Raw genomic sequence first — 23907 nt, 5'->3', positions numbered from 1 at the left:
GGCCGTGAAGGCCCTAGCTTCATGCGGACCAACCCCCTTGTCATGCGCCACACCATCCTGCCCGGCCTGTGCGGACTGCTCGTCGTCCTGCACCCCTTCGCCACCGAAGCCCAATACTCACAGCTCGACCTGCCCCGCGAGAGCCAGATGGCCACGGTCACGCAGCGTATCGGGGTCACCGACCTCTCGGTGAACTACAGCCGCCCCAGCGTGAAGGGCCGCGTGATCTGGGGTGAGGTGGTACCCTACGGGGAAGTGTGGCGGATGGGCGCGAACGAGAACACGATCTTCTCCTGCACGCACGACATCACCGTGGAAGGCCAGGCGCTTGCCGCCGGCACGTACGGCGTGCATGCCATCCCCGGCCCGGGGAAGTGGACCATCATCTTCAGCACGGACCACACGGCCTGGGGATCGTTCTTCCACAAGCCGGCGAACGAAGCCCTGCGCGTGGAGGTGACACCACACGCCGGCGCCATGAGCGAACAGCTCACCTATGACCTCATGGACGTGGGCAAGGACGGCGGCACCTTGGTGATGCGCTGGGAGAAGCTCGAAGTGCCCATCCGCATCTCGGTGAACACGCAGGCGGCCGTGCTGGCCTACCTGGATGAGCACCTGCACGGCCTGAAGTCGTTCGCCTGGGAGGTGTGGTACGAGGCCGCTCACTACTGCCATCAAGAAGGGATCGAACCGGAACGTGCCATGCAGTGGGTGGACATGAGCATCGCCCGCGGCGCCAACTTCGAGAACCAGACGCTCAAGGCCAAGTTGCTCGAAGAAAGCGGCAAGGCCGAAGAAGCTGCCGCATTGCGCAAGAAGATGATCGACGAGGCCACCAATGCCCAGTTGAACACCATGGCCTACAGGCTGATGAGTGATGGCAGGGTCGAGGATGCGTTGAAGATGTTCCAGTTGAACGCGAAGCGACATCCGGAAGACCCGAACGTCCATGACAGCCTGGGCGAGGGCTATATGATGGCCGGCAACAAGGAAGCCGCGATCAAGGCCTTCAAGAAGAGCCTGAGCATGAACCCGCCGGAAGGTGTGAAAGCGAACTCGTTGAAATGCCTGAAGAAGTTGGGCGTGGATACGAGCGCGTGGGAGGGAACGAAGAGTTGAAAAGGCTGCGAGCCTCAAGCTTCAAGCTTGCTACCCCCCGTATACAAGCCTGCAGCTTGTGGCCTGAAGCCTGAGGCGCGCGTTCTACCTTCGACGCATGCACATTCGTTCCTTCCGCGCAGGGCTTATCCTCGGTGCGTTCCTTGGTATTTCGACCCTCTCCTTCGCTCAACGTCCTCCCGCACAGCCCCACGCCGCCGAGATCCTGCACCGCATGCAGAAGCTCAACGTGTTGGGCAGCGTGCTCTACATCGTGGCGCATCCCGATGACGAGAACACGCGTCTGATCGCCTGGCTCGCCAACGGCAAGAAGGTGCGCACCGGCAACCTCAGCCTCACGCGCGGCGACGGCGGACAGAACCTCATCGGTCCCGAACTGGGCGATGCGCTCGGCATCATCCGCACACAGGAGCTGCTGGAGGCGCGCCGCATCGATGGTGGCGAGCAGTTCTTCACCCGCGCGGTGGACTTCGGCTACAGCAAGAACGCCGCGGAGAGCTTTGCGAAGTGGGGCAAGCAGGAGGTGCTCAGCGATGTGGTGCGCGTCATCCGGATGTTCCGGCCGGACATCATCATCACGCGGTTCGCCCCTGACCGCAGTGCAGGGCACGGTCACCACGAGGCCAGCGCCATCCTTGCCGAAGAAGCCTTCGACCTGGCCGGCGACCCCAAGGCGTTTCCTGAGCAATTGCAGCAAGGGCTGGAGGTGTGGCAGCCGCGCCGCCTCTTCTTCAACGGCAGCACCTGGTGGAAGAAGGACCTGGCCGACATCGCGAAGAACGACCCCGACTGGTTCAGTGTGGATGTGGGCGGCTACGACCCGCTGCTGGGCCTGAGCTACACGGAGATCGCCGGGCGCAGCCGCAGCATGCACAAGAGCCAGGGCTTCGGCGCGGCGGAAACGCGGGGGGAGATGCTGGAGTACCTCAAGTTGGTGAAGGGTGACCGGCCCAAGACGAAGGACATTTTTGAGGGGATCGATATGACTTGGGGGCGGGTGAAGGCTCCGAGTAGCATAGGTATCAAGAGCGCAGAACTGGTCACAAGCTTTGATGTCAGTGCACCGGAAAAGAGCTTCGCTAAAATTCAATCTCTTGAACGGACCATAGCCTCATGGGTGAATGACAACAAGCCAACACATGACCAGTGGCGGTGGGGCCAGATCAAATCAGAGGCGCTAAATGATCTCGCATCAGCATGTTTAGGAGTGTCCTTTGATGCCTTGAGCAACAAGAGTTACTCGAGCACTATTGATACCGTAGAAGTCAAGGTCACTGGCTTTCCGCGCATCCGAAGAGAACTCTACCTAAGTACTTATGGCTGGAGTTCCGGTGTTGATTGGGATCGACGTTCATTCGGTTCGAAAGACATACGTCTCACTGATCGGATCGACACTACTCTCCGTGTGGTTCATCAGACCGTCAATGAACCCTTCTGGCTGGAGCGTCCGCATGGGAACCTGTATCAAACTCCATCAGGAAACGCCAACATCATTCCCGTTATGATACCTGAACCGTATGTAGCGGTAGCCTTCAGCCCAGAATTGGATACAACTGATCATTTGCACTTCCGCGTTAGCGGAGGAATCATGCACAAATGGGTCGACCGTGTGGCTGGCGAGCGCATCCGCCCGGTGTACGTTACCCCCGTGGCCTCGGTGATCCCCAAGACCGATGTGCTCATCGCTCGCGGTGGTCCGCAGACCATCACCGTGGAGGTGGAAGCGCTCACCGACAGCCTCACCGGTCAACTGAACGTGACGCTGCCCGAGGGTTGGGCCACCACCAAGGACCTGAAGCTGGTGAACATCGCCAAGCGCAACGATCGGCAGAGCTTCACCTATCAGATCATTCCCAGCGATAACACGAAAGCAGGTGCCGTGAAGTTCGAGTTCACCGGTCCGAAGGGAAAGGCTGACCGCACCCTGCACGAGATCGACTACCCGCACATCATGCCGCAGGTGTACTACACGCCGGCCGAGGTGAAGCTGGTACCGCTGGATGTGAAGACCACCGCGAAGACCGTCGGCTGTATCAAGGGAGCTGGCGATGAGGTGCCACAGGCCATCGAACAGCTTGGGGTGAAGGTCGAAATCGTGGATCCAGCCACGGCGAGCTTGGAAAGTCTCCGGAATTACGACGCGATCGTCACCGGCATCCGTGCTTACAACACCACCAAGGGCATGAAGGAGCTGCACCCGCTGCTGCTGCAATACGTGGAGCAGGGCGGTACGCTCGTCGTGCAGTACAACACCACGCCGCGCTTCTCGGTCTCCGGGGTGGAGGATTTCCAGATCGATCCCGCCACGCTCGGCCCCCACCCCTTCAAGATCACCCGCGACCGCGTGACCGTGGAGGAAGCGCCGCCCACCTTCCTCGACCCGAAGCATCCGCTGCTCACAACACCGAACACCATCACCGCGAAGGACTTCGAGGGCTGGGTGCAGGAACGCGGCCTCTACTTCGCCAGCGAGCTTGGCGATAAGTACACACCGCTCATCGCGTGGAACGATCCCGGCGAACAACCGCTCACCGGCGGCCTCATCACCTGCGACCATGGCCAAGGGCGCTTCATCTACACGGGCATCAGCTTCTTCCGGCAATTGCCAGCGGGAGTGCCGGGCGCGTATCGGCTGTTCGCGAATCTGATCTCGCCGAGAGGGACTAATGCAAAGTGAATGGCGAATGGTCGATGGTGAATGGCTCCAATGCTGGTATTCACCATTCGCCATTCACCAACTCCCATTCACTCCCTGACACATGCACTGGCTAGACTGGCTCATCCTCCTCGGCACCCTGGGCTTCATCGTGGGCTACGGGGTGTGGCGCACGCGGGCCGGCAACACCAGCGCGGATTACCTGCGCGGTGGCAGCGATGAACGCTGGTGGGCGGTGGGGCTGAGCGTGATGGCCACGCAGGCCAGCGCGATCACCTTCCTCAGCACACCGGGCCAAGGCTACCTCGATGGCCTGGGCTTCGTGCAGTTCTACTTCGGGCTGCCGCTGGCCATGCTGGTGATCAACCGGGTGTTCATCCCGCTCTACTACAAGTGGAAGGTGTACACGGCCTATGAGTTCATCGGCAGGCGCTTCGATGCGCGCACGCGGCTGCTCACGGCAGGGCTCTTCCTCATCCAGCGCGGACTGGCGGCCGGCATCACCATCTACGCGCCCAGCATCATCCTCAGCAAGGTGCTGCACTGGCCGCTCAGCTGGACCTGCGTGTTCATCGGCGCGCTGGTGATCCTCTACACCACCACCGGCGGCGCCAGGGCCGTGGGCGTGACGCACAAACAGCAGATGGCCGTGATCTTCGGCGGGCTCTTCGTGGCCTTCGGACTTGTGGTGTGGTACCTGCGCGAGCACATCGGCTTCGTGGAGAGCCTGCAACTGGCCAGCGCACTCGGCAAGACCGAAGTGATCGACACCAGCTTCGACCCGAGCAACAAGTACACGCTATGGAGCGGTCTCATTGGTGGCTTCTTCCTGCAGCTGGCCTACTTCGGCACCGACCAGAGCCAGGTGCAGCGCTACCTCAGTGGGCAGAACGTGCAGCAGGCCCAGCGCGGGCTGTGGATGAACGCGCTGCTGAAGATCCCGATGCAGTTCTTCATCCTGCTCACCGGTGTGCTGGTGTTCGTGTTCTATCTGTTCAATGCGGCGCCCATCCACTGGAACTCGACGAACTTGCAAGAGACGCGAGCAAAGGATGGCATCCAGCTTACTCAGACATTGGAAGCTCAGCACACGGAAGCGAGCGCAGGTCGATCGGAAGCAGCACACGCATGGGTGGATGCCATTCGAGGAGGGCACACGCAAACCGCCGATTCAGCACTGACGAGGCTACAGATCCACCAGCATGGGATGATCCATTTGGAAGCTCAATACCACGAGCGCTTGAAGCACCTCCTGCCCGACGCCGAGGCCAACGACAAGGACTACATCTTCATCACCTTCATCATGGACCACATGCCCATCGGCATCATCGGGCTGCTGCTGGCCATGATCTTCAGCGCCGGCATGAGCAGCACTAGCGCGGAACTGAGCGCGCTGGCCACCACCAGCGTGGTGGATGTGGTGAAGAAGGAACGCACGGACGGCGAGCAGGTGCGGGCGACGAAATGGGCCACGGTGCTCTTCGGCCTGCTGGCGCTGGCCTTCGCGGCGCTGTTCTCGCTCTTCGAGAACCTCATCCAGGCGGTGAACATCATCGGCTCGCTGTTCTACGGCACCATCCTGGGCATCTTCCTGGTGGCCTTCTTCCTGAAGCGCGTGGGCGGCACGGCGGTGTTCGTCGCGGCACTGGTGGCGCAGGCGACCATCCTTGCGCTGCATTTCTCGCACATCGAGATCGCGTTCCTCTGGTACAACTTGATCGCGCCGGCGATCGTGGTGGTGCTGGCGGCGGTGATCCACTCCGTGATCGGTACCCCGGGGCACATTGATCCGGAGGACTTTTGATCGACGTATCCGGCGATCCGATCGACGAACTCGCTCGAACCTCCACAGGCACACAAGGTTGGTCGATCTCCTGGTCGCAGTGGGCGCGGGACGGATCGTTCGATCTTCCGCGGACGGTGTTACCTTTCGGCCTCAACGGACGCTAATCCCCTAACCTACCTCAGATGAAGAAGACTTTCCTCTCCTTTCCCCTGATGGTCGGCTCCGTTGCTGTGATGGCCCAATCGGCCGGCGGCAACACGCACGACTTCAAGGGCTACACCAAGCAGCACCCCGCAGGTTCCTACACGGCCCCGGCCCCCAGTCACCTGCCCCCGAGCTTTGAAGCGCTCCGCGCGGCGCCGTTCTGGACCGAGGACTTCTCCGGAGGATCCGTGCCCGCCGGTTGGACGAACGAGGACAACCTGACCCCGCTCGGCACCGATAGCGTGTACTTCGTGTGGAGCAATGACCCGAACGCCGTGGGTGTGGCCGCGCTGGGCTACCAGCCGTCCTCGGTGTTCGGCGCCTCGGATGCGTCGAACGGGTACCTCTGGGCCAACTCGGACCGGGGCCTCTCGCAGTCCCCTGGTGCGGACCACCTCACGGAGCTCACCACTACTGCCATTAACTGCAGTGGACAGCCCACCGTGCTGCTCACCTTCGAAAGCCTGATCGGCGTATTCGATTACAATGCGAATACGAACGTGAAGGTGCAGGTCAGCACTGACCTGACCACATGGACGGATTTCATTCCCTTCACCTGCCTGGTGACCGGTTCTGCGCAACCGCCCTGCTCGCGTTGGAGCGCCAACCCGCAAGGCATCGCCTTGGACATCACCTCCGTGGCCGCCAACCAGTCCAGCGTGTACCTGCGCTTCCAGTGGCTGGGTGGTTGGGAGTATTTCTGGGCCATTGATGATCTGGCCCTGAGCAATGTGCCTGACTACGGCCGCGTGGTCGACTTCGGCTACGTGTCACATGTGGGCGGTGGCGTGGAGTTCGGCACCATCCCCCGTCCCCAGCTGGGCAGCACGTTCTTCCTCGGTGGTCAGCTGCGCAACATCGGGCTCAACCCACAGACCAACCTGGTGATGACCGCCACGGTGACCGCCCCTGGCGGAGGTACGGCGTTCAGCGCCACGCTGAATGCCGGTACGGTGAACCCTGGCGACACGGTGACGATGGAAGAGCCTGTCACCCTTCCGGGCGGCCTCGCCGAAGGCACCTACACGATGACCTTGACGGTCACCTCCAGTGAGGATGCCCTCGAGGATGACCCTAGCGACGATACCGCTGAGCGGACCTTCGCCTTGAACGACCTGGAGTATGCGTTGGACGGCCTTGGTGTGCACAGCGGCACGGAAGTGACCTCCCTGATCGGTACGGCTTCCTTCGCGGATGCGACGGACAACGTGTTCTGCTTGAACTACTTCCGCATCAATGCGCCCACCACGCTCTATGGTCTGAACGTGGACATTGGCGCGAACAGCCGCACCGGCGCCCTGATGATCGCCAGCGTGCATGGCGATTCGCTCGCCATCCTGCCCAACGCATTGGGTGGAAGTGATGATGTGTTCAACCCCCTCGCCACCAGCCAGGACTACACCCTTTCCGCTGCCGACACCATCGCCGGGGAGGTCAGCATCACGTTCCTGAACCCGGTCGCCCTTGCCCCGGGTGCGTATTACGCAGGCGTGGAGCTGTTCAGCAATGGCGGAACCGCCAACGTGACCGTGGTTGATGATGCCACGGTCCCGCAGCCGTCCGTCGTCGGCCTCATCAACATCCAAGGCACGGACCCGGGCTCCTTCACCAACGGCAACGCCTTCGCCATCCGTATGATCTTCGACCCCACCATCGGCTTCAGCGAAGTGGCCGGTCCGGAGTTCAGCATGTTCCCCAACCCGACCAACGACGGTCTGGTGCAGGTGATCACCGCCACCTCGGAGAACCACTCCATCGAGGTGCTGAATGCGCTGGGCCAGACCCTGCAGAACAGCCGTTTCACCGGCCGCACCACTGTGGACCTGGGCGCATACGCCAGCGGCATGTACACCATCCGTGTGAGCGATGCCAACGGTTCCACCACCCGTCTGGTGAACCGTCAGTAAGCCACACACACCGTTTCGAGAAAGCCCCCGGCCGCAGCCGGGGGCTTTCTGTTTCCGGGCCGCCTAGCTTCGCACCATGTCCGGCTGGGACCTGAACGGAAAACGCGCCCTGGTGACCGGAGGTACGCGCGGCATCGGCGCGGCCACCGTGGAGGAGCTGCGGGACCTGGGCGCCGACGTGATCCTTGCGGTCCGCAACGCCCCGGACGACCCGGCCTGCATCGCCGCTGATATCACCACCTCGGAGGGCCGTCCGCGCATCGTGCGGGTGGTGCGGGAACGCTGGGGAGCGCTGGACATCCTGGTGAACAACGCCGGCACGAACGTGCGCAAACCGTGGTCACAGCTAGGTCCGGGGGAGCAGGAGGTCGTGGTCGGCACCAACCTGCTCGGACCCGCGGAGCTGTTGCGGGCCTTGCATCCTCTGCTGAGGAAGGGCTCGGCACCGGCCGTGGTGAACGTGGCCAGTGTGGCCGGCTTCGTGGACGTGGGCAGTGGCGCCGCGTACGCGATGAGCAAGGCCGCCCTGCTCCAGCTCACCCGGAGCCTTGCGGTGGAGTGGGCACCTGACGGCATCCGGGTGAACGCCGTGGCCCCGTGGTACATCCGCACGCCCCTGACCGAACCGGTCCTGTCGCAGCCCGAGCGCCTGGAGCGGATCCTGCAGCGCACCCCGCTGAAACGCGTCGGTGAACCTGCCGAGGTCGCCTCGGCCATCGCGTTCCTCTGTATGACCAAGGCCTCCTTCATCACCGGGCATTGTCTGGTGGCTGATGGCGGGTTGCTGAGCCTGGGACTATAAGGGCGCGCATGAAAAAGCCCCGCCGCAGCGGGGCCTTTCCGTTCGTTCCGGCAGCGCTCACTTCGTTGACCACTCCTCGATCCGCGCCTTGTTCATCTTCACGTAGCTCGGGTCGTTCTCCTTCTGGGCCATGGTCATGCTCTCGTTGGCGGTGGTCACCGCCTCCTTGTACTTTCCGTTGGCGGCCTGGCACAGCGCCAGGGTGTGCAACGTCCAATACTTCTTGTCCATCGACACGGCCTTCTCGGCCCACACCAGCGCCTCGGGCAGCATCACGCCCTTGTCCACACAGTACCGTGCGCTGCGGTTGTAATTGCCGGCCTTCAGGTCGGGCTTGGCCATGGTGGCCTTGATGTTGGCCAGGGCCTGCTCGGTGGCGTCCGCAGAGAGCTCGATGCCCACCCGGGTGTTCTCCCACCGCAGCTCCAGCATCGCTTTGTCATCCCGCACTCCTTCAAAACCGATGGTGAAGGTCTCCACATGGTCCGTGGTGGTCACCGGCTTGGCCGACACCCGCAGCACGTCCTTGTCGGCCGTGTAGCCGTCGGTGCCCCACAAGGCCGTATCCGTATTTAGGATGAAGGTCCATTCGTTGGCGCCAGGGATGGTGAAGAGGCAGTAGGTGCCCTTGGCCACGGCCTTGCCGCCCACGTTCACCGGGCCGTCCAGCTCCACCCGTGTGCAGGCGTTGGCGCCGGTCCGCCAGATCTCCCCGAAGGGTACGAGGTCCCCGAAGACCTTGCGCGAGCGCGCGCTCGGGCGCGAGTAGTCCACTTCCACCTCGGTGAGGCCGATGACCTGCTCCACCTCACCGGGCGGGCTGGACTGAGGGAGTTGTTGAGCGGAGAGCGCGACCGGCAGGGCCGTCGCCAGAAAGGAGAGGATGCGTTGCATGACGGGGTTCTCGTTGGGAGAGGCGAAGGTAGCCCGCCCGGCCCACCCCGTCCTCAGGCCACCTTCAACTGGCTCATCCGCGAGCGGTCGAACTTCTCGCGGGCATAACCCAAGGTGATGCGCAGATCGGCGGGGCGCTCGCCCGAACCGGGCATCTCGTACATCGCATCCGTCATGATGGCCTCACAGATGCTGCGCAGGCCGCGGGCGCCCAGCTTGTAATCGATCGCCTTCTCCACGATGAAGTCCAGCACCTTCTTGTCGAAGCTGAGCTTCACCTTGTCCATCTCGAAGAGCTTCACGTACTGCTTGATGAGCGCGTTCTTCGGCTCGGTGAGGATGCGTCGCAGGCTTTCCTTGTCGAGCGGGTCGAGGTAGGTGAGCACCGGGAAGCGCCCGATGAGCTCGGGAATGAGCCCATAGCTGCGCAGGTCCAGCGGGCTCACGTATTGAAGCAGGTGCTCGTCGTTCACCCGGGCGCTATCGCGGCTGGCGCTGTAGCCCACGGCGGTGCTCTTCACCCGGCGCGCGATGATCTTGGCGATGCCATCGAAGGCACCTCCGCAGATGAACAGGATGTTACGGGTGTCCACCTGGATGAGCTTCTGCTCTGGGTGCTTGCGGCCGCCCTGCGGAGGCACGCTCACGGTGCTTCCCTCGAGCAGCTTCAGCAAGGCCTGCTGAACGCCCTCCCCGCTCACGTCACGGGTGATGCTGGGCGTGTCGCTCTTGCGGCTGATCTTGTCGATCTCGTCGATGAACACGATGCCGCGCTCGGCCTTGCTCACGTCGTAGTCGGCTGCCTGTAGCAGGCGGCTGAGGATGCTCTCCACGTCCTCGCCCACGTAGCCGGCCTCGGTGAGCACCGTGGCGTCGGCGATGCAGAAGGGCACGTTGAGCATGCGGGCGATGGTGCGCGCCAGCAGGGTCTTGCCCGTGCCCGTCTCCCCCACCAGGATGATGTTGCTCTTCTCGATCTCCACATCGTCATGCCCGGCGGCCGGCTTCTGGAGCAAGCGCTTGTAATGGTTGTACACCGCCACGCTCAGCACCTTCTTGGCCTCGTCCTGGCCGATGACGTACTCGTCCAGCATCCGCTTGATGTCCGCGGGCCGTTGGAGGATGAGGCTGCCTTCGATCTCGGTGCGCGAACGCTGGCTCAGCTCCTCGCTGATGATGTTCTGCGCCTGGGTGATGCAGCTGTCGCAGATGTGCCCGGTGATGCCGGCGATCAGCACATTGGTGTCCTGCTTGTCGCGCCCGCAGAACGAGCACTTGATCTCTTTCTTCTCCATGTGAAGGGGGGACGCCCGCGGGCAGCCCGGCCAAGATACGTCGGCGGCCGGGTGAAGTTGCACCCGGCCGCCGCATGTACCTGCCGCTCAGGGCCTTACTTCGTATGCTTCACCAGCAGCTCATCGATCATTCCGTAGGCTTTGGCCTCCTCGGCGACCATCCAGTAATCGCGGTCACCGTCCTTCTCCACCTTCTCGAACGGCTGGCCGCTGTGATTGCTGATGATCTCGTACAGCTCCTTCTTGAGCTTCTTGATCTCGTTCACGGTGATCTCCATGTCCGAGGCCTGGCCCTCGGCCCCGCCCATCGGCTGGTGGATCATCACCCGCGCATGCTTCAGCGCGCTGCGCTTGCCCTTGGTCCCGGCGCACAGCAGCACCGCACCCATGCTGGCGGCCATGCCCGTGCAGATGGTGGCCACATCGGGGTTGATGTACTGCATCGTATCGTAGATGCCCAGCCCGGCATACACGCCACCGCCCGGGCTGTTCAGGTAGATCTGGATGTCCTTCTTGGCGTCCACGCTCTCCAGGAACAGCAACTGGGCCTGGATGATGTTGGCCACCTGGTCGTTGATGGCCGTGCCCAGAAAGATGATGCGGTCCATCATCAGCCGGCTGAACACGTCCATCTGCGCCACGTTCAACTGGCGTTCCTCGATGATGTACGGGGTCATCGAGCTGGTGATGTAGCCTCCCAGCGTGGTGCTGGAGATGCCGCGGTGCTTCACCGCGTACTTGAGGAATTCGTCCTTGGGGAACATGCGTTCTGTTGGGTTCGTTCGTGTGCTCAGCGCGACCGGACGAGCAGCTCGTCGATGAGCCCGTAGTCCTTCGCCTCCGCGGAGGTCATCCAGTGGTCGCGGTCGCTGTCCTTCTCGATGCGCTCATAGGGCTGTCCCGTGTGCTCGCTGATGATCGTGTAGAGCTCCTTCTTCACCTTCCGCACCTCGTTGATGGCGATCTCCATGTCCGAGGCCTGGCCCTGGGTGCCGCCCAGCGGCTGATGGATCATCACCCGGGCATGCTTCAGGGCGCTGCGCTTGCCCTTGGCGCCGGCGCACAGCAGCACGGCCCCGAAGCTGGCGGCCATGCCGGTGCAGATGGTCGCCACATCGGGGTTGATGTACTGCATCGTGTCATAGATCCCAAGCCCCGCGTACACCCCGCCGCCCGGGCTGTTCAGGTAGATCTGGATGTCCTTCTTGGCATCCACGCTCTCCAGGAAGAGCAGCTGTGCCTGGATGATGTTGGCCACCTCGTCATCCACCGCCGTGCCCAGGAAGATGATGCGGTCCATCATCAGCCGGCTGAACACGTCCATCTGCGCCACGTTCAGCTTGCGCTCCTCGATGATGTACGGGGTGAGGGATGCGGTGATGTAGTCGCCCAGCGTGGTGCCGGGGATGCCGCGATGCTTCACGGCGTACTTGAGGAACTCGTCGGGTGGATGCATCGGTGCCGGAGCGAAGGTGGTGCGGCAGCCGTCGTGCGCTATGCCGTCCGGGCCAAGGTTACGAACTCCTCGTAGCTGACACGCCGCTCCCGGGGCTGGAGGAGGGTGCGGAAATGCACGGTCAGCTTCTGGTCGACGATGGTATCACGCATGCGCTTGAGCTGCTCGCGGTCGCCCAGCAAACGGCCGGCCATCCGTTGCATCTCCTCTCCCTCTGGGGCGGGCATGCCATATTGACCGAACTGGTCGGCGATGTACCGTTTCGCGAACGCATCCAGCTCCTCGCCTTTGGCCTCCAGCCCGTACTTCTCCAACACCCGGTCCTCGAGGAGCTGGCGTTTAAGACCATCCGCGTACCCGGTGTAGCCCTGTTCGAGCTCCTCCGCCGTGATGGGCTTCTCGCTGGTCTCCATGATCCAGCGCTTCAGGAACGGATCGGGCAGGTCGATGGCGACCTGGTCCTGAAGCCGCTTCATCACCAACCGCTTGAACAGGCGCTCGCTGTCCCGGCGGAACATGGCCTCCAGGCCCTCCTTCACCTTGGCGCGGAAAGCGGCCTCGTCGGTCACCGCGCCCTGGCCGTACACCCGATCGAACAGCTCAGCGCTCAGGGGCAAGGGTTCCATCCGCTTGATCTCGGCGATGCGGAACAGGACCTGGCCGGCCAGCTGGTGGACCCGCTCGTGGTCGGTGTTGAACATGCGCGCCAGGTCGTCATGGCCATCGCTGATGGTCCCTGGCGCTAGCACGGCCTCGTCGCCCACGGCCTTGCCCGTCAGCAACTCGCGGACCGCCTCGTCCTTGAGGAACTCCAGGCTGATGGTGGTGCGGTTCATCAGGCCGCCCGGCACGATGGCGCCGGCGGCATCCAGCTCGATCAGGTCGCCCAGGAGCATGTCCTTGTCGCCGCTCCGGTCCACCGTGGTCAGCTTTCCGAAGCGCCGCTGCATGTCGGCCACCTCGCGGCCCACGAGCTCGTCCGTGACGTCCACCACCGGCATCTCCACGCCCAGCTTGGGGTCCAGTTCCACGTCCAGCGCGGGCGCCAGACCCATGTCATAGCGGAACCGGAACTCGCCGGGGTTGTCCCAGTCGTTGCCCTCCATGCCGCCGTTGCTGGGCAGCGGCTGGCCCAGCACCCGGATGCCGTTCTCGCGGATGTAGCTGTTGAGCTGCTCGCCGATCAGGCGCTCGACCTCGTTCACGAGCACGGCCTTGCCCACCCGCTTCTTCACGATGGTCATGGGCACCTGCCCGGGGCGGAAACCCGGCCACGAGGCGGTCCTGCGTTGTTCCTTGAGGGCCTTTTCCACACCGGGGGTGTAGTCCTCCGGTTTCAGGGTGAGCTTCAGGCTGGCGGTGAGGGTGCCGGTCTCTTCGCGTTCGATCTGCATGGTCACTGGGTTTTGTTCCGCTGGCGGGTACGATGGCCGCGTGGTGAGGTACGGACGGGGGGACTCGAACCCCCACACCTTGCGGTACCAGATCCTAAGTCTGGCGCGTCTACCAATTCCGCCACGTCCGTGGTTCCGAAAAGGGCGGCAAAGGTAGCCGATCAGGGGTACCCTTACCTTCGCGCTCCGCCATGATGAAGCGCTTCGACCCCGCCGACCTGGCGGTGCCCGACCTGCACGCCCACCTCGTGGGGGCCGTAGGGCCGCGTCCCGTGGCCTTCGCCAGCACCGTGGATGCCGAAGGCCGTCCCAACCTGAGCCCGTTCAGCTTCTTCAACGTCTTCGGGGCCAATCCGCCGCTGCTCATTTTCAGTCCCGCCCGCCGTGGCCGCGACAACAGCACCAAGGACAGCTACCACAACGTGAAGGCCCGTCCCGAGGTGGTGATCAACGTGGTGACCTACGCGATGGTGCACCAGGCCTCGCTGGCGAGCACCGAATACCCGCCCGGGGTGAACGAATTCGAGAAGGCCGGCTTCACCATGCTGCCCTCCGAGAAGGTGCGCCCCTTCCGGGTGAAGGAGAGCCCGGTGCAGTTCGAATGTGTGGTGAAGCAGGTGATCGAGACAGGCACGGGCGGCGGAGCCGGCAACCTGGTGCTCTGCGAGGTGGTGCTCCTCCACATCGACGAGCGTGTGCTGGACGCCCGCGGCCGGATCGATCAGCGACGGATCGACCTGGTGGGTCGCATGGGCGGCCACTTCTATGTGCGCGCCCACGGGGAAGCCCTGTTCGAACTGCCCCAGCCCGCCCGCGAGATCGGCATCGGGGTGGACGCACTGCCCCGGGATGTGCGCGAAAGCGCCGTCCTCACCGGCAGTGACCTGGGCCGGCTCGGCTCCGTCCTGGCCCTGCCCGATGAGACCCGGGTGAACGAGCACAAGCTCACGGACCTCGCCGAGCTCTTCATCCAGCACCAGGGTCGCAGCGATGAGCTGCGCACCGCTCTGCACCACCGCGCTCACCAGCTCCTTCTGGCCGGCCAGGTGGAGCAAGCCCTGCTCACCGTGCTGGCCTTCAACGACCGATAACGCAACTTCGTCCCATGGCACAAGTCACCATCACCGGCACCGTCAAGGTGGTCGGCAAGACGCAGGAGGTCAGCCCCTCCTTCCGCAAGCGCGAGCTCGTGATCACCGAACCGTCCGGTCAACGGCCGCAGCACATCCCCATCGAGTTCACCCAGGACCGCACCGGCCTGCTCGATCCGTACAAACCCGGTGATGAAGTGAGCGTGACCTGCTACGTGAACGGCCGCGAATGGACCGGGCGCGACGGGGTGACGAAATACTTCCTGAGCCTGAGCGGCAACCGGATCGACCGCACCGGCGCCGCGGCACCATCGGCGCCTGCAGGAGGCGGGTTCCAGGCCGCACCGCCGCCCACCATGGCGGACATGCCGGCCGGCGACGAGGACGACCTTCCGTTCTAAGCGGCCCTAGGTCCGCCTCCCTTTCCACCGTGGACGTACCACCATGGCGATCGCCGCAAGGAACGGTGCGGTGAACGCCATGCCGAACAACGCGACCAGCGTGCCTATCGGCCTGTGCCGGAGGCCCTGGGCCTCCTTGGCCACTTCGATCAGACCCAGTGCGGGTCCGAGCCAGGCCGACCAGCCCAGCAGCAACAAGGCCCAGGACCAGCCCAGGTCGTCTCCGATGCGCCGATCGAGGCTCACGAGCGTGGTCGCCGCCAATGCCCAGGGCAACCCGATGGCCAGGGTGCCGAACGCGAAGGCCCCCGGCGCCGGGTAGGCGCGCAGCTTGCCGGCCCAGCGAAGGCGCTGCCGCAGCCAGCCCAGCATGTTCGACGCCGGCTCCACCTCCACCGCCGCGTCCGGCGCCGCCACGAAGGCGACCCGGCCACCGGCGCGCTGCACCCGCCGCAACAGGAACATGTCATCGCCGCTGGCCCACTGCCGGTCCGCTGCGTAGCCTCCCATCGCTTCGAACACCGAACGGCGCACGGCCATGTTCGCCCCATTGGCCAGCACCGCCGTTCCGCTGAGGGCGCTGCCGGCGCACACGCCCAGCAGAACGGCCTGCTCCTCCCGTTGGAACCGCCCCCACGCACCATGGGCCTCGCGCAAGAAGACCGGGCCCAGAAGCAGGTCGGGGGACGTGGACGCCCAGGCCCGTTCGAAGGCGGCGACCCGCCCCGGTCCGAAGCGGACGTCCGCGTCGGTGAACAACACGACCGGATGCCCCGCCTCGGCCATACCCGCTTCCAGCGCCGCCTTCTTGCCTTGGGCGCCCTGCAGGGCCAACACGCGCAACACGGGCCATCGAGCGGCCATCGACCGGGCCTGTGCCAGCGTGCCGTCCTCTGAAGCGTCATCCACCACGATCACCTCATCCGGCGGTGCGGGCATCTGTGCGGCGAGGTCCTGGAGCACGAGGGTGATGCGTCCGGCCTCGTTCCGAGCAGGCACCAGCACGCTCACGCGCACGGGGTCCATGGAGCCGACGACCGGGCGCAGCGCCATGCGGAACACCTGTGTCCATTGGCGGATCAGCGCTGCGAAGAACAAGGCCAGGCCCAGCAAGCCCAGCAACCAGAGCAGCCAGCCGTTCATGCCTGGTCGCCCCGCCGGGCCGCCAACAGCACCACCCCGCCCGCGATGGCCGGCAAAGCGAGGTTCGCCAGCCAAAGGGTGAAGGTGGCCGACAACACGGGCAGGGCCTCCACCTGCAGTGGGGCCAGCACGGCCACCGCCACCGAACCGCGCACACCAAGCTCGGTGAGCACTGCGGTGGGCACCAGGGTGGTGATGAGGAAGATGACCGGCACCGCCCCGCAGGCATAGGGCCAGGCCACCTCGGGGGCGAACAGCAGAAGCAAGAGCACGAACTGCAGGGAAAAGACGAGGTAGCGTGCGGCGCTAAGCGCAAGGATGGCCGGAGCGGGTCGACCCTGCCCTTCGCCAAGGGCGCCGGCACCATTCCGCCAGGTACGCGGAAGGGGCAGACGCAGCAGGAGCGCGGCCAAGCGCCCCGGCCGCATGAGCAGCATGGACGGCACGGCGATGACGGCCGCCAGCACCAGCAGCGAGGCCGGATGCACGGGCAGGTCGGTGATAGCAGGACCCCAGAGCACCATGAGCCCCAGTGCTCCGGCCACCAGGGTGACGGTGAACTGGGCGATGCTGCCGGGCAGGGAGGCGAGCGCGGCGTGGGTGCGAATGGGGGCTGGTAAATGAGCGATGCGGCCCAGGAACTCTCCGGTGCGGTTGGGCGTCACCAGGCCCAGGGTGGTACCGCTGAGGGTGGCACGGAACGCCTCGGTCCCGGAGAGGCGGACCAACGGGCGCATCAGCCGGCGCCACTTGACCGACTCGAGCCACCAGTTGACCACGGCCAGCACGGCCACGACAGGCATGATCAGCCAGGCCCAGGGGCTGACAGCGGCCACGGCCCAGGGCGTACCTTGGGCGCTGGACGCGGCATGGGCCAGCCAGCCCAGGGTGGCCACGAAGACCGCCCACCGGGCCCATGCCCTCCACACCGGATGCCGAACGATCGTGAACTCCATGGCCTGAAGACGGCCAAAAATAGCGGGGTGGCCCGGGCCGAGCGCATCATTCTTGGTATTGACCCCGGGACGACCGTCATGGGCTTCGGGGTCATCCGGGCCGAAGGCCCGCGGATCACGCTCGTGGAGGCGGGCAGCATCCGGTTCGCCGCCGGGGATGATCACACCCTGAAGCTGCAGGCCATCCACCGCCACACCACCGAACTGATCGAGCGGCACCTACCGGACGACCTGGCGATCGAAGCCCAGTTCTTCGGCAAGAACGTGCAGAGCATGCTGAAGCTCGGCCGCGCCCAGGGTGTGGCCATCGCAGCCGCGATCCAGCGCGAGGTGGCCGTGCGGGAGTATGCCCCCACGCGCATCAAGCAGAGCATCACCGGGCACGGCGGCGCCACCAAGGAACAGGTGGCCGCCATGCTGCTCAGCATCCTGGGTGTGTCCGCACTACCGGCCAGCACGGACGCCACGGATGCGCTGGCCGTGGCGGTGTGCCATCAGTTCAGCCAGGGGCACGCCGCACCGGTGCCTGCGCGTGGAGGTCGCGGTGGCGGCGGGGCCGGCTGGTCGCAGTTCGTGCGTAACAACCCGGGGCGGGTGAAGGGGTGAGGGTCAGGCCTCGCGGATCCGCTTGGCCAGCGCCGCCAGTTCCTCGGCGGTGGGTCGCAGCTTGGGCCGCGTGAAGTCCATGTCCGCCATGCGGTCCAGAGGCACCAGGTGAAGGTGGGCGTGCGGCACCTCCAGGCCGATCACGCACAGCCCGATCCGGTCGCAGGGCACCACCCGCTGGATGCGCGCGCCCACCTCCCTGGCGAAGGGCAGAATGCCCGACAGCAGGTCCTCCGGAAGCTCAAGGAAGCGGTCCACCTCCAGCTTCGGCACCACCAGGGTGTGGCCCTCGCGCTGAGGGTTGATGTCCAGGAAGGCGAGGAACCGCGCGTCCTCGCCCACCCTGTGGCAGGGGATCTCGCCTTGGATGATGCGGGTGAAGAGGCTGGCCATCGGGTAGATGGAACGGTTTGAACGACCGGGGTTCAACGGCTGATCTCCACGATCTCGAAGCGGGTGCTGCCGGCCGGGGTGACGATCTCGGCCACCTCGCCCTTGCTCTTGCCCAACAGGCCCTTGCCGATGGGTGAGCTCACGCTGATCTTGCCCAGCTTGATGTCGGCCTCGCTCTCGGCCACCAGGATGAACTCGCGGCGCGAGTCATTGTCCACATGGCGGACCAACACTTTGCAGTGGATGTACACCCTTGACGCGTCGAGCTGGGAGGCGTCGATGATGCGGGCATTGGCCAGCACTTCCTCCAGCTTGGCGATGCGCGCTTCCAGCAAGCCCTGCTCCTCCTTGGCGGCGTGGTACTCCGCGTTCTCGCTGAGGTCGCCCTTATCGCGGGCGTCGGCGATCTGCTGGCTGATGTGGGGGCGCTCCACGCTGCGCATGTGATGCAGCTCTTCCTGGAGCTTGCGGAAGCCCTCCTCGGTGTAATAGGCCGGACCTGACATGGTCGATGGGGTATTGCAGAATGGAAGAGGACCCCGAGAGGTCCCCTTCCTTCAAAGATAAACGATCCGGATCAGAGGCTCACGCGGATGCCGATCTGGTGGACGCCACTGAAGGGGTTGGTCGCCCGGTACGCGTAGTCCACGGCGATGGCGCTCTGCTTCTCCTTGCCGAAGGGCAGGTCCACACTGAGGCCCCCCGAAGGCCCGGTGAACACGGTGGCGCGCTCCTCATCGCTGGTGATGTTCTCCTCCCACAGGTATCCGCCGCGCAGGTGGAAGATGCGGCGGAACGCATACTCCAGGCCAAGCACGAACTGATCGCGGGTGAACGAGTTGGAGAAGAAGCTCAACGCCGGGGTCAGGCGGTGCATCTCACCGAGCTTGAAGTCGTACGAGCCCCCGATGGACAACATGGAGGGCAGCTCGAACTTCTGCGACCGGTTGGCCAGGGTGAGCTGATCGCTTCCGCTCACCAAGAGCCCCTGCACGGCCATGCCGTCGCCGTCGAAGCGCATCGTGGGACCCACGTTCTTCAGGGCGATGGCGAAACGCACCTGATCGCGCTCCCCGGTGACGTAGTTGATTCCGGCATCGAAACAGACCCCGGAGGCACGCGCATCGGCGATGGACTCGGAAACCACCCGCACCAGCAGGCCGCCATAGATGCTGTTGGAGAAGCCCTTCGCGTAGGCCACGCTGATGTTGGCGTAGCTCACACGGAAAGTGCCCAGTCCGCCTTCGGGCTGGTCCGTCGTGTTCACCGGCAGGTCACCGAAGCCCATGGACATCACGCTGATGCCCAAGGCACCGGTGCTGCCCACGCGCTGCCCCAGGCCGAAGCTGTTCACCGTGACGCCGGACCCTTCGAGCCAGCGGCTCGTGGAGAAGGCCACTTCTGTCTTGCGCGTGTGGGCCAGGCCCGCCACGTTGCCGAACATGCTCTCCACCCCGCGGAGGGCCGCGGTATTGGCCAGGCCCCATCCGGCGCTGCGCGCCCAAGGGTTGATCAGCAGCTGTGCGGCCCCGGCCGAACCGGCCCGGTCCGGATTGCCCGCATGCGCCGGCAGGGCCAACAGGGTGAGCAGCACCGCGGACCCCAGAGCCTGGAGGGATGCGGAGGTAGTTCGTTGCATCATCGTCTTCATGTCGTTCTCGTCGCTTCGTTGACCTCCACCGATCAGAAGTTCTGCAGATCCGTCGGGCGCATCACGCCGAACCACTTCACCACGCGCTCACACACGCCGGGCACCTCGATGTGGCAGATGTACACCCCGCTGGCCACCGGCACGTTCACCTGGTTGCGCAGGTCCCAGTCCAGGAAGGTCAACGCGTTGTCCTTCTTGAACCGGCGCACCAGGGTGCCGCTCACGTTGTAGATGGAGATGTCGCAGCGCTGGGGCAGGTTGATGAACTTCACCCGGTTGTCCAGGCGGCTCGTCTCGTAGCTGCTGAAGCCGTAGTACGGATTGGGCACCACATCGATCATGTCGCAGGCGGTCTGTGCCGCCTCGGCGTCCTGCACCACCGGTGCGCGCTCGCCCGTGTTGAAGCGGTACAGCGGCAGGCCGTCGTTGAGCTGCGGAGCGATCGTGGGGGTGTAGCCGGCGAACGGCTCGCGGTAGGTCTCGTATGGCTTCACCACGTTCAGACGGATCCGTGTCTCCGTAGGGATGAGGCCATCGTCCATGGAGCGGAACTGGAAGCCGTGGTTGCGAAGCGCGGAGCCCACCCAGGAACAGGCGCGGTACACCCGGTTGCGGTCGGCCACGGTGCCCGAGGTCAGCTTGTCGTAGATGAACTGCCCCTGGTCGTACTGCGGCATGAAGCTCCGGGTTGGCCTCTTCGCGCTGCGCGTTGCGGAACACGAAGATCCAGTGCTGTCCTCCGAAGACCGGTGACCCCAAGGCGGTGATCAGCGTATCGCTCGGGTTCCAGATCATGTCCTTGCCGTAACCACCACCCCAGAAACTGGCCTCACCGAACGCCATGTTCAGGCGCTCGCCGCTCAACAGGTCGATGGCATAGCCCGGGAACCAGCCCATGCCGTTGGGCTGGGCACCGAACAAGGTGGCCTCATCCTCATTGCAGCCTGCTGTGCCGCTCCGCCGACCGTACTTGTCCACGCTTGCGCTGGCTCGCAGGGCGTGCTTCTGCACATTGCCGACCGCCAGACCCGGGTTGTCCTCCATCTCGATCACCCCGCACCGCGTCCACTTGTTCCGGTCCGCGGTCAGCACCACCAAGGTGTTGCCCAACTGCCGGATCTGGGCGAAGCTCAAGGAAGCGGCCACGTTCGGCCCACCGGGCTGGAAGGCCGTATCACCCACCAATGCGAAGGGGGCCCAGGTACCGCCGGAGAACCCATCGAACACCTGCACCACCACACCCTCGTACTGTTCGTCCACATCGCCTTTGCTCACCCGGTCCGGATAAAGCACCTCGTCACCCTCGGCCAGGCCGGCGCGGATCCAGTTCAGCGCGTCCTCACCCTCCCCATCGGGGATGCCGCTCAACCAGGGGATGGACGGATCGGCGTAGGTGATCTCCGCCTCCAGGAAGTCCGTGAACAGGGAGCCCTGACCGCTGAAGAAGCCTTGCTGGACCGTGACGGACAGGCCGTACTCCGGGATCAGCTGCTCGTTGCGGGCCTCGATGGTGCGGTCGCTCAGGATGGTGTCCTGCTCGTCCACGTACACCAGCATCCAGCTCGCGTCGTCCAGATCGCCGTCCGTGATCGAGTCGGTGAACCACAGTTCGAAGTTGCCGGGCTTCACCGCCAGCGGATCGATGACCTTGATGTTCACCGGACCCATGTCCTGGGCGTAGGTGAGCTGGTCCTGCCGCCAGGGCTGTCCGTTCATGATCAGGTCGATGGTGCTATTGCTCAGCATCACCGGCTGGTCGTTGTTGCCCACGCCCTCCAGGCGGGTGAGCGTGAACTGGTCGCCGTAACCGGCGTTCAGCACCGTGCCGCCGTTCTCCGGGGTGTTCTTGTGCGGAATGCCCGAGAAGGCCTTGATGGCCCCGGCGGCCGATTTGCGGCCGGCGAGATAGGGAAGCGCCTGACCGGTGAGCAGCTGCGGGTCGGGATTGAAGTCCTGGTAGTTGTTGTACCCGTAGGCGATCGCCATGAAATAGTACGTCTTGAAGTTGATCAGCTTCGGGTCGCCCTGGGCAAACTTGTCCTCCGTGATCGAAAAGGAGTGGGCGATCCCTTCGTCCGCACCGGTCACCATCAGCGTGGGCACGGGCAGCGCGATGGTCGGGTTCTCGATGTAGTTGACGATGTTCTTCACGCCGTCCTCCACATCGCACTGGAAGACCAGGCGGGCCAGGTTCACATCGCCAAGGTCGGCCACGCTCACCTCCCCGTCGCGCAGCTGGTAGACCTGATACCCTTGGAAATGGTACTCGCGGTCCAGGGCGTCCTCGGGGATGGTGGGATCGAGCTCGTTGTAGCTCTCGTTGAAGTTGTTGCCCAGTTCCAGGTTCTCGATCGTCAGGATCAACTGGCGGTCCAGTTCCACGATGCCCAACTCGGGGGCGTCCGGACCATTGAGGATCCGGAAGCAGTTGTCGAACAGGGCCTGGGCCTTGTCGTCCGCGCGGCGCACTTCCTGCACGCTCTCGAACGGCCCCCCGCCGGTGGCCCGGGCCCACACCACGCCCACCGTCACGTTGTTGTACGCGCCCGGCTCCAGGGTGAAGGGACCCGCGCTCTGGATGAAGCGGCGGTCGAAGGGCTGGTTGCCCGAACTTTCCTCGGTCCAGGGGGCCTGCGGTACGCAATCCGTGCCCCAGCCGGTCGGGTCACTGTCGCCCGGGAACATGTACCGCGCCGGGGTGTTCGGATCGGCATCAGGATCAGCCTGATGTCCGGTGCCACCGTACAGGTTCGGTGAGTTGTCCTTCCAGATCGCCCTGAGGTAGTTGTAATAGTGAATGGCGATGGAAGGATCACCACGCACAGTTCCATCATTATTGTGGTACAGGTAGGCACGCATGCCGTAGCGCTCATTGTCCTCTTTGCCGTCGCCATACCCGATGCCGATCCCTTTGTACGGGATGCCCAACGAATCGCGGGCGTTCTGGCAGTTGTAGATCTCCGCGTTGGTGGCAGGGCCCGGGTTGTCCAGACCATCATAGTCCTGGAAGGGTCCTTCGAAGAAATCGATGCCCATGGCCGGCGGCTGCACGCCGTAGCCCGGATGACCGTTGCAGTTCTCGTCGTTGTTGTCGCCGTTGTACGCATAGCCCAGACCGCGTTGGACGTCGCATCCCACATAGTCATCATCGGCGCAGCCCAGGTCCACGTCCGCCCACTGGCCCATGTACGTGTTCAGAAGGGTCTGCGTGCCCTGGTTGATGAGCACGTAGTTGTAGAAGGTCATGTTGTTCACCGCGTCGTTCGTGGCGAAGGCGAAGGCCTGCGCGCGGATCTCCATGCCGATGGGCAGACCACCGGATTCGGTGTGCGCGTTGCCCTTGTCGTTGAACACCCACCAGATGTTCTGGTCGCCGAACAGGGGAATGGCATCCTCGCGCTTGCGCGCCGTGCAATCGATCTCCCCGTCCAGGTCATAGCCGGGATAATCCCCTTCCTCGGGGTTGTAGTCGTCGCTGCCGTCCTCGTCGGCATAGGGTGCCAGGTTGTAGTCCTGGTTCAGGTCGATGTTCCCGTGCGCGGGCCACTCCTCATAGATCGTGGGCATCACGTAGTTGGGATACTCCACGTTCTCGTCGCACGCGGGGTCCAGACGGCAGCGGTGATAGGCCCGATGCAGCTCGGCATCCTGACGGAGCGTCTTCCAGGTCTTGTCGAACTGGGTACAGACCTCGGGCGTGATGGACGCATCGCCTGTGTTGGTGAGCGGTCCGGGCCAGTAATCATTCCCCACCTGGCGGAAGCGCACGGCGGCCAGCTTGAGCTGGTTGTCCGGGGACACGCCGCCCAGCCAGAGCGAACCGGCGAAGAGCGCGTCCGGGCCGGAGCGGTCCTCTGTCTTGGGCACCTCGTAGGCCGGGCCTCCTGCACCATCGCGGCGCTGCCACATGTTGCCGCCCGTTTCGATCAGGGCGCGCACGTTGTTGAGGTCCAGCTCGTCGCGTGCGGTGGACGGCGAGCAGCCGGCGGCCTTGGCCTGGACGGCCTGGCCGTTGGCGCGGCCCTGGGGGCCACGGTCCTGCGACTCGCGGGCCGGAGCGGCCAGCGTGCCGAACAGGAAAAGGGACGCGAGCGCGAGGATCCTGGTGGGGGTCATGCGGTCCGTGCGGTTCATGTGCGGAAAGGAATTC

At 64.4% G+C, this 23907-nt stretch carries 19 protein-coding genes and 1 tRNA gene; 8 read left to right on the top strand and 12 right to left on the bottom strand.

Annotated elements, in window-relative coordinates:
- Positions 1-42 precede the first annotated feature (42 nt).
- From IPJ87_17510 to IPJ87_17490, 5 genes are all read left to right on the top strand, one after another.
- Positions 43-1122 (top strand): DUF2911 domain-containing protein, encoded by a 1080-nt coding sequence (locus IPJ87_17510; GenBank protein ID MBK7943643.1) that lies wholly within the window; start codon positions 43-45, stop codon positions 1120-1122.
- Between the two features lie 97 nt (positions 1123-1219).
- Positions 1220-3799 (top strand): PIG-L family deacetylase, encoded by a 2580-nt coding sequence (locus IPJ87_17505; GenBank protein ID MBK7943642.1) that lies wholly within the window; start codon positions 1220-1222, stop codon positions 3797-3799.
- Positions 3800-3881: 82 nt separating this feature from the next.
- Positions 3882-5582, top strand: coding sequence for a sodium:solute symporter (locus IPJ87_17500; protein MBK7943641.1), 1701 nt, complete (start codon positions 3882-3884; stop codon positions 5580-5582).
- 164 nt (positions 5583-5746) lie between these two features.
- A complete protein-coding gene (locus IPJ87_17495; GenBank protein ID MBK7943640.1) occupies positions 5747-7675 on the top strand; it encodes a T9SS type A sorting domain-containing protein in 1929 nt (642 codons plus the stop codon).
- Positions 7676-7751: 76 nt separating this feature from the next.
- Positions 7752-8477: an SDR family oxidoreductase gene (locus IPJ87_17490; protein MBK7943639.1), complete on the top strand. Its 726-nt coding sequence runs from the start codon at positions 7752-7754 to the stop codon at positions 8475-8477.
- 57 nt (positions 8478-8534) lie between these two features.
- Here the strand turns inward: IPJ87_17490 and IPJ87_17485 are convergent, their stop codons facing one another.
- From IPJ87_17485 to IPJ87_17460, 6 genes are all read right to left on the bottom strand, one after another.
- Positions 8535-9371: a DUF2911 domain-containing protein gene (locus IPJ87_17485; GenBank protein ID MBK7943638.1), complete on the bottom strand. Its 837-nt coding sequence runs from the start codon at positions 9369-9371 to the stop codon at positions 8535-8537.
- Between the two features lie 53 nt (positions 9372-9424).
- On the bottom strand, positions 9425-10666 hold the full coding sequence (gene clpX, locus IPJ87_17480) for an ATP-dependent Clp protease ATP-binding subunit ClpX (GenBank protein ID MBK7943637.1): 1242 nt from the start codon (positions 10664-10666) through the stop codon (positions 9425-9427).
- A gap of 95 nt (positions 10667-10761) precedes the next feature.
- Entirely contained in the window at positions 10762-11430 is a 669-nt protein-coding gene (gene clpP, locus IPJ87_17475) for an ATP-dependent Clp endopeptidase proteolytic subunit ClpP (protein MBK7943636.1), read from the bottom strand.
- A gap of 26 nt (positions 11431-11456) precedes the next feature.
- Positions 11457-12122 (bottom strand): ATP-dependent Clp endopeptidase proteolytic subunit ClpP, encoded by a 666-nt coding sequence (clpP, locus tag IPJ87_17470; GenBank protein MBK7943635.1) that lies wholly within the window; start codon positions 12120-12122, stop codon positions 11457-11459.
- 38 nt (positions 12123-12160) lie between these two features.
- Entirely contained in the window at positions 12161-13516 is a 1356-nt protein-coding gene (locus IPJ87_17465; GenBank protein MBK7943634.1) for a hypothetical protein, read from the bottom strand.
- Positions 13517-13565: 49 nt separating this feature from the next.
- A tRNA-Leu gene (locus tag IPJ87_17460) sits at positions 13566-13647 on the bottom strand.
- A 63-nt stretch (positions 13648-13710) separates the two neighbouring features.
- Here IPJ87_17460 and IPJ87_17455 point away from each other — a divergent pair.
- Complete coding sequence (locus IPJ87_17455; GenBank protein ID MBK7943633.1) at positions 13711-14607, top strand: flavin reductase family protein; 897 nt, start codon at positions 13711-13713, stop codon at positions 14605-14607.
- A gap of 14 nt (positions 14608-14621) precedes the next feature.
- Positions 14622-15008, top strand: coding sequence for a DUF3127 domain-containing protein (locus tag IPJ87_17450; GenBank protein MBK7943632.1), 387 nt, complete (start codon positions 14622-14624; stop codon positions 15006-15008).
- Positions 15009-15014: 6 nt separating this feature from the next.
- On the opposite strand, the gene IPJ87_17445 is transcribed toward IPJ87_17450, so the two are convergent.
- Positions 15015-16151 (bottom strand): glycosyltransferase, encoded by a 1137-nt coding sequence (locus tag IPJ87_17445; GenBank protein MBK7943631.1) that lies wholly within the window; start codon positions 16149-16151, stop codon positions 15015-15017.
- Positions 16148-17107: a hypothetical protein gene (locus IPJ87_17440; GenBank protein ID MBK7943630.1), complete on the bottom strand. Its 960-nt coding sequence runs from the start codon at positions 17105-17107 to the stop codon at positions 16148-16150. The genes IPJ87_17445 and IPJ87_17440 overlap by 4 nt, the downstream gene beginning before the upstream one ends.
- Between IPJ87_17440 and ruvC the strand changes: the two genes are divergently transcribed.
- Positions 17084-17713, top strand: coding sequence for a crossover junction endodeoxyribonuclease RuvC (gene ruvC / locus IPJ87_17435; protein MBK7943629.1), 630 nt, complete (start codon positions 17084-17086; stop codon positions 17711-17713). The genes IPJ87_17440 and ruvC overlap by 24 nt on opposite strands.
- 3 nt (positions 17714-17716) lie before the next feature.
- On the opposite strand, the gene IPJ87_17430 is transcribed toward ruvC, so the two are convergent.
- The 4 genes from IPJ87_17430 to IPJ87_17415 form a co-directional block, all read right to left on the bottom strand.
- Positions 17717-18106: an HIT family protein gene (locus IPJ87_17430; GenBank protein MBK7943628.1), complete on the bottom strand. Its 390-nt coding sequence runs from the start codon at positions 18104-18106 to the stop codon at positions 17717-17719.
- A 32-nt stretch (positions 18107-18138) separates the two neighbouring features.
- Positions 18139-18612: a transcription elongation factor GreA gene (greA, locus tag IPJ87_17425; protein MBK7943627.1), complete on the bottom strand. Its 474-nt coding sequence runs from the start codon at positions 18610-18612 to the stop codon at positions 18139-18141.
- Between the two features lie 71 nt (positions 18613-18683).
- Positions 18684-19748, bottom strand: a complete 1065-nt coding sequence (locus IPJ87_17420) for a PorV/PorQ family protein (protein MBK7943626.1) — start codon at positions 19746-19748, stop codon at positions 18684-18686.
- 96 nt (positions 19749-19844) lie between these two features.
- Positions 19845-23891: a T9SS C-terminal target domain-containing protein gene (locus IPJ87_17415; protein MBK7943625.1), complete on the bottom strand. Its 4047-nt coding sequence runs from the start codon at positions 23889-23891 to the stop codon at positions 19845-19847.
- Positions 23892-23907: the final 16 nt, after the last annotated feature.

It is taken from the genome of Flavobacteriales bacterium (assembly GCA_016713875.1).
In the GTDB taxonomy this organism is placed as follows: Bacteria; Bacteroidota; Bacteroidia; order Flavobacteriales_F; family PHOS-HE28; genus PHOS-HE28.
The sequence above is the reverse complement of the archived record's forward strand: the minus strand, read 5'-3'. Positions and strand labels throughout refer to the sequence as shown.

Excerpts from the sequence above, each read along its gene's own strand:
- IPJ87_17510 (MBK7943643.1), top strand. The coding sequence starts at position 43 with ATGCGCCACACCATCCTGCCCGGCCTGTGCGGACTGCTCGTCGTCCTG.
- IPJ87_17505 (MBK7943642.1), top strand. The coding sequence starts at position 1,220 with ATGCACATTCGTTCCTTCCGCGCAGGGCTTATCCTCGGTGCGTTCCTT.
- IPJ87_17500 (MBK7943641.1), top strand. The coding sequence starts at position 3,882 with ATGCACTGGCTAGACTGGCTCATCCTCCTCGGCACCCTGGGCTTCATC.
- IPJ87_17495 (MBK7943640.1), top strand. The coding sequence starts at position 5,747 with ATGAAGAAGACTTTCCTCTCCTTTCCCCTGATGGTCGGCTCCGTTGCT.
- IPJ87_17490 (MBK7943639.1), top strand. The coding sequence starts at position 7,752 with ATGTCCGGCTGGGACCTGAACGGAAAACGCGCCCTGGTGACCGGAGGT.
- IPJ87_17485 (MBK7943638.1), bottom strand. The coding sequence starts at position 9,371 with ATGCAACGCATCCTCTCCTTTCTGGCGACGGCCCTGCCGGTCGCGCTC.
- clpX (MBK7943637.1), bottom strand. The coding sequence starts at position 10,666 with ATGGAGAAGAAAGAGATCAAGTGCTCGTTCTGCGGGCGCGACAAGCAG.
- clpP (MBK7943636.1), bottom strand. The coding sequence starts at position 11,430 with ATGTTCCCCAAGGACGAATTCCTCAAGTACGCGGTGAAGCACCGCGGC.
- clpP (MBK7943635.1), bottom strand. The coding sequence starts at position 12,122 with ATGCATCCACCCGACGAGTTCCTCAAGTACGCCGTGAAGCATCGCGGC.
- IPJ87_17465 (MBK7943634.1), bottom strand. The coding sequence starts at position 13,516 with ATGCAGATCGAACGCGAAGAGACCGGCACCCTCACCGCCAGCCTGAAG.
- IPJ87_17455 (MBK7943633.1), top strand. The coding sequence starts at position 13,711 with ATGAAGCGCTTCGACCCCGCCGACCTGGCGGTGCCCGACCTGCACGCC.
- IPJ87_17450 (MBK7943632.1), top strand. The coding sequence starts at position 14,622 with ATGGCACAAGTCACCATCACCGGCACCGTCAAGGTGGTCGGCAAGACG.
- IPJ87_17445 (MBK7943631.1), bottom strand. The coding sequence starts at position 16,151 with ATGAACGGCTGGCTGCTCTGGTTGCTGGGCTTGCTGGGCCTGGCCTTG.
- ruvC (MBK7943629.1), top strand. The coding sequence starts at position 17,084 with ATGCCGAACGATCGTGAACTCCATGGCCTGAAGACGGCCAAAAATAGC.
- IPJ87_17440 (MBK7943630.1), bottom strand. The coding sequence starts at position 17,107 with ATGGAGTTCACGATCGTTCGGCATCCGGTGTGGAGGGCATGGGCCCGG.
- IPJ87_17430 (MBK7943628.1), bottom strand. The coding sequence starts at position 18,106 with ATGGCCAGCCTCTTCACCCGCATCATCCAAGGCGAGATCCCCTGCCAC.
- greA (MBK7943627.1), bottom strand. The coding sequence starts at position 18,612 with ATGTCAGGTCCGGCCTATTACACCGAGGAGGGCTTCCGCAAGCTCCAG.
- IPJ87_17420 (MBK7943626.1), bottom strand. The coding sequence starts at position 19,748 with ATGATGCAACGAACTACCTCCGCATCCCTCCAGGCTCTGGGGTCCGCG.
- IPJ87_17415 (MBK7943625.1), bottom strand. The coding sequence starts at position 23,891 with ATGAACCGCACGGACCGCATGACCCCCACCAGGATCCTCGCGCTCGCG.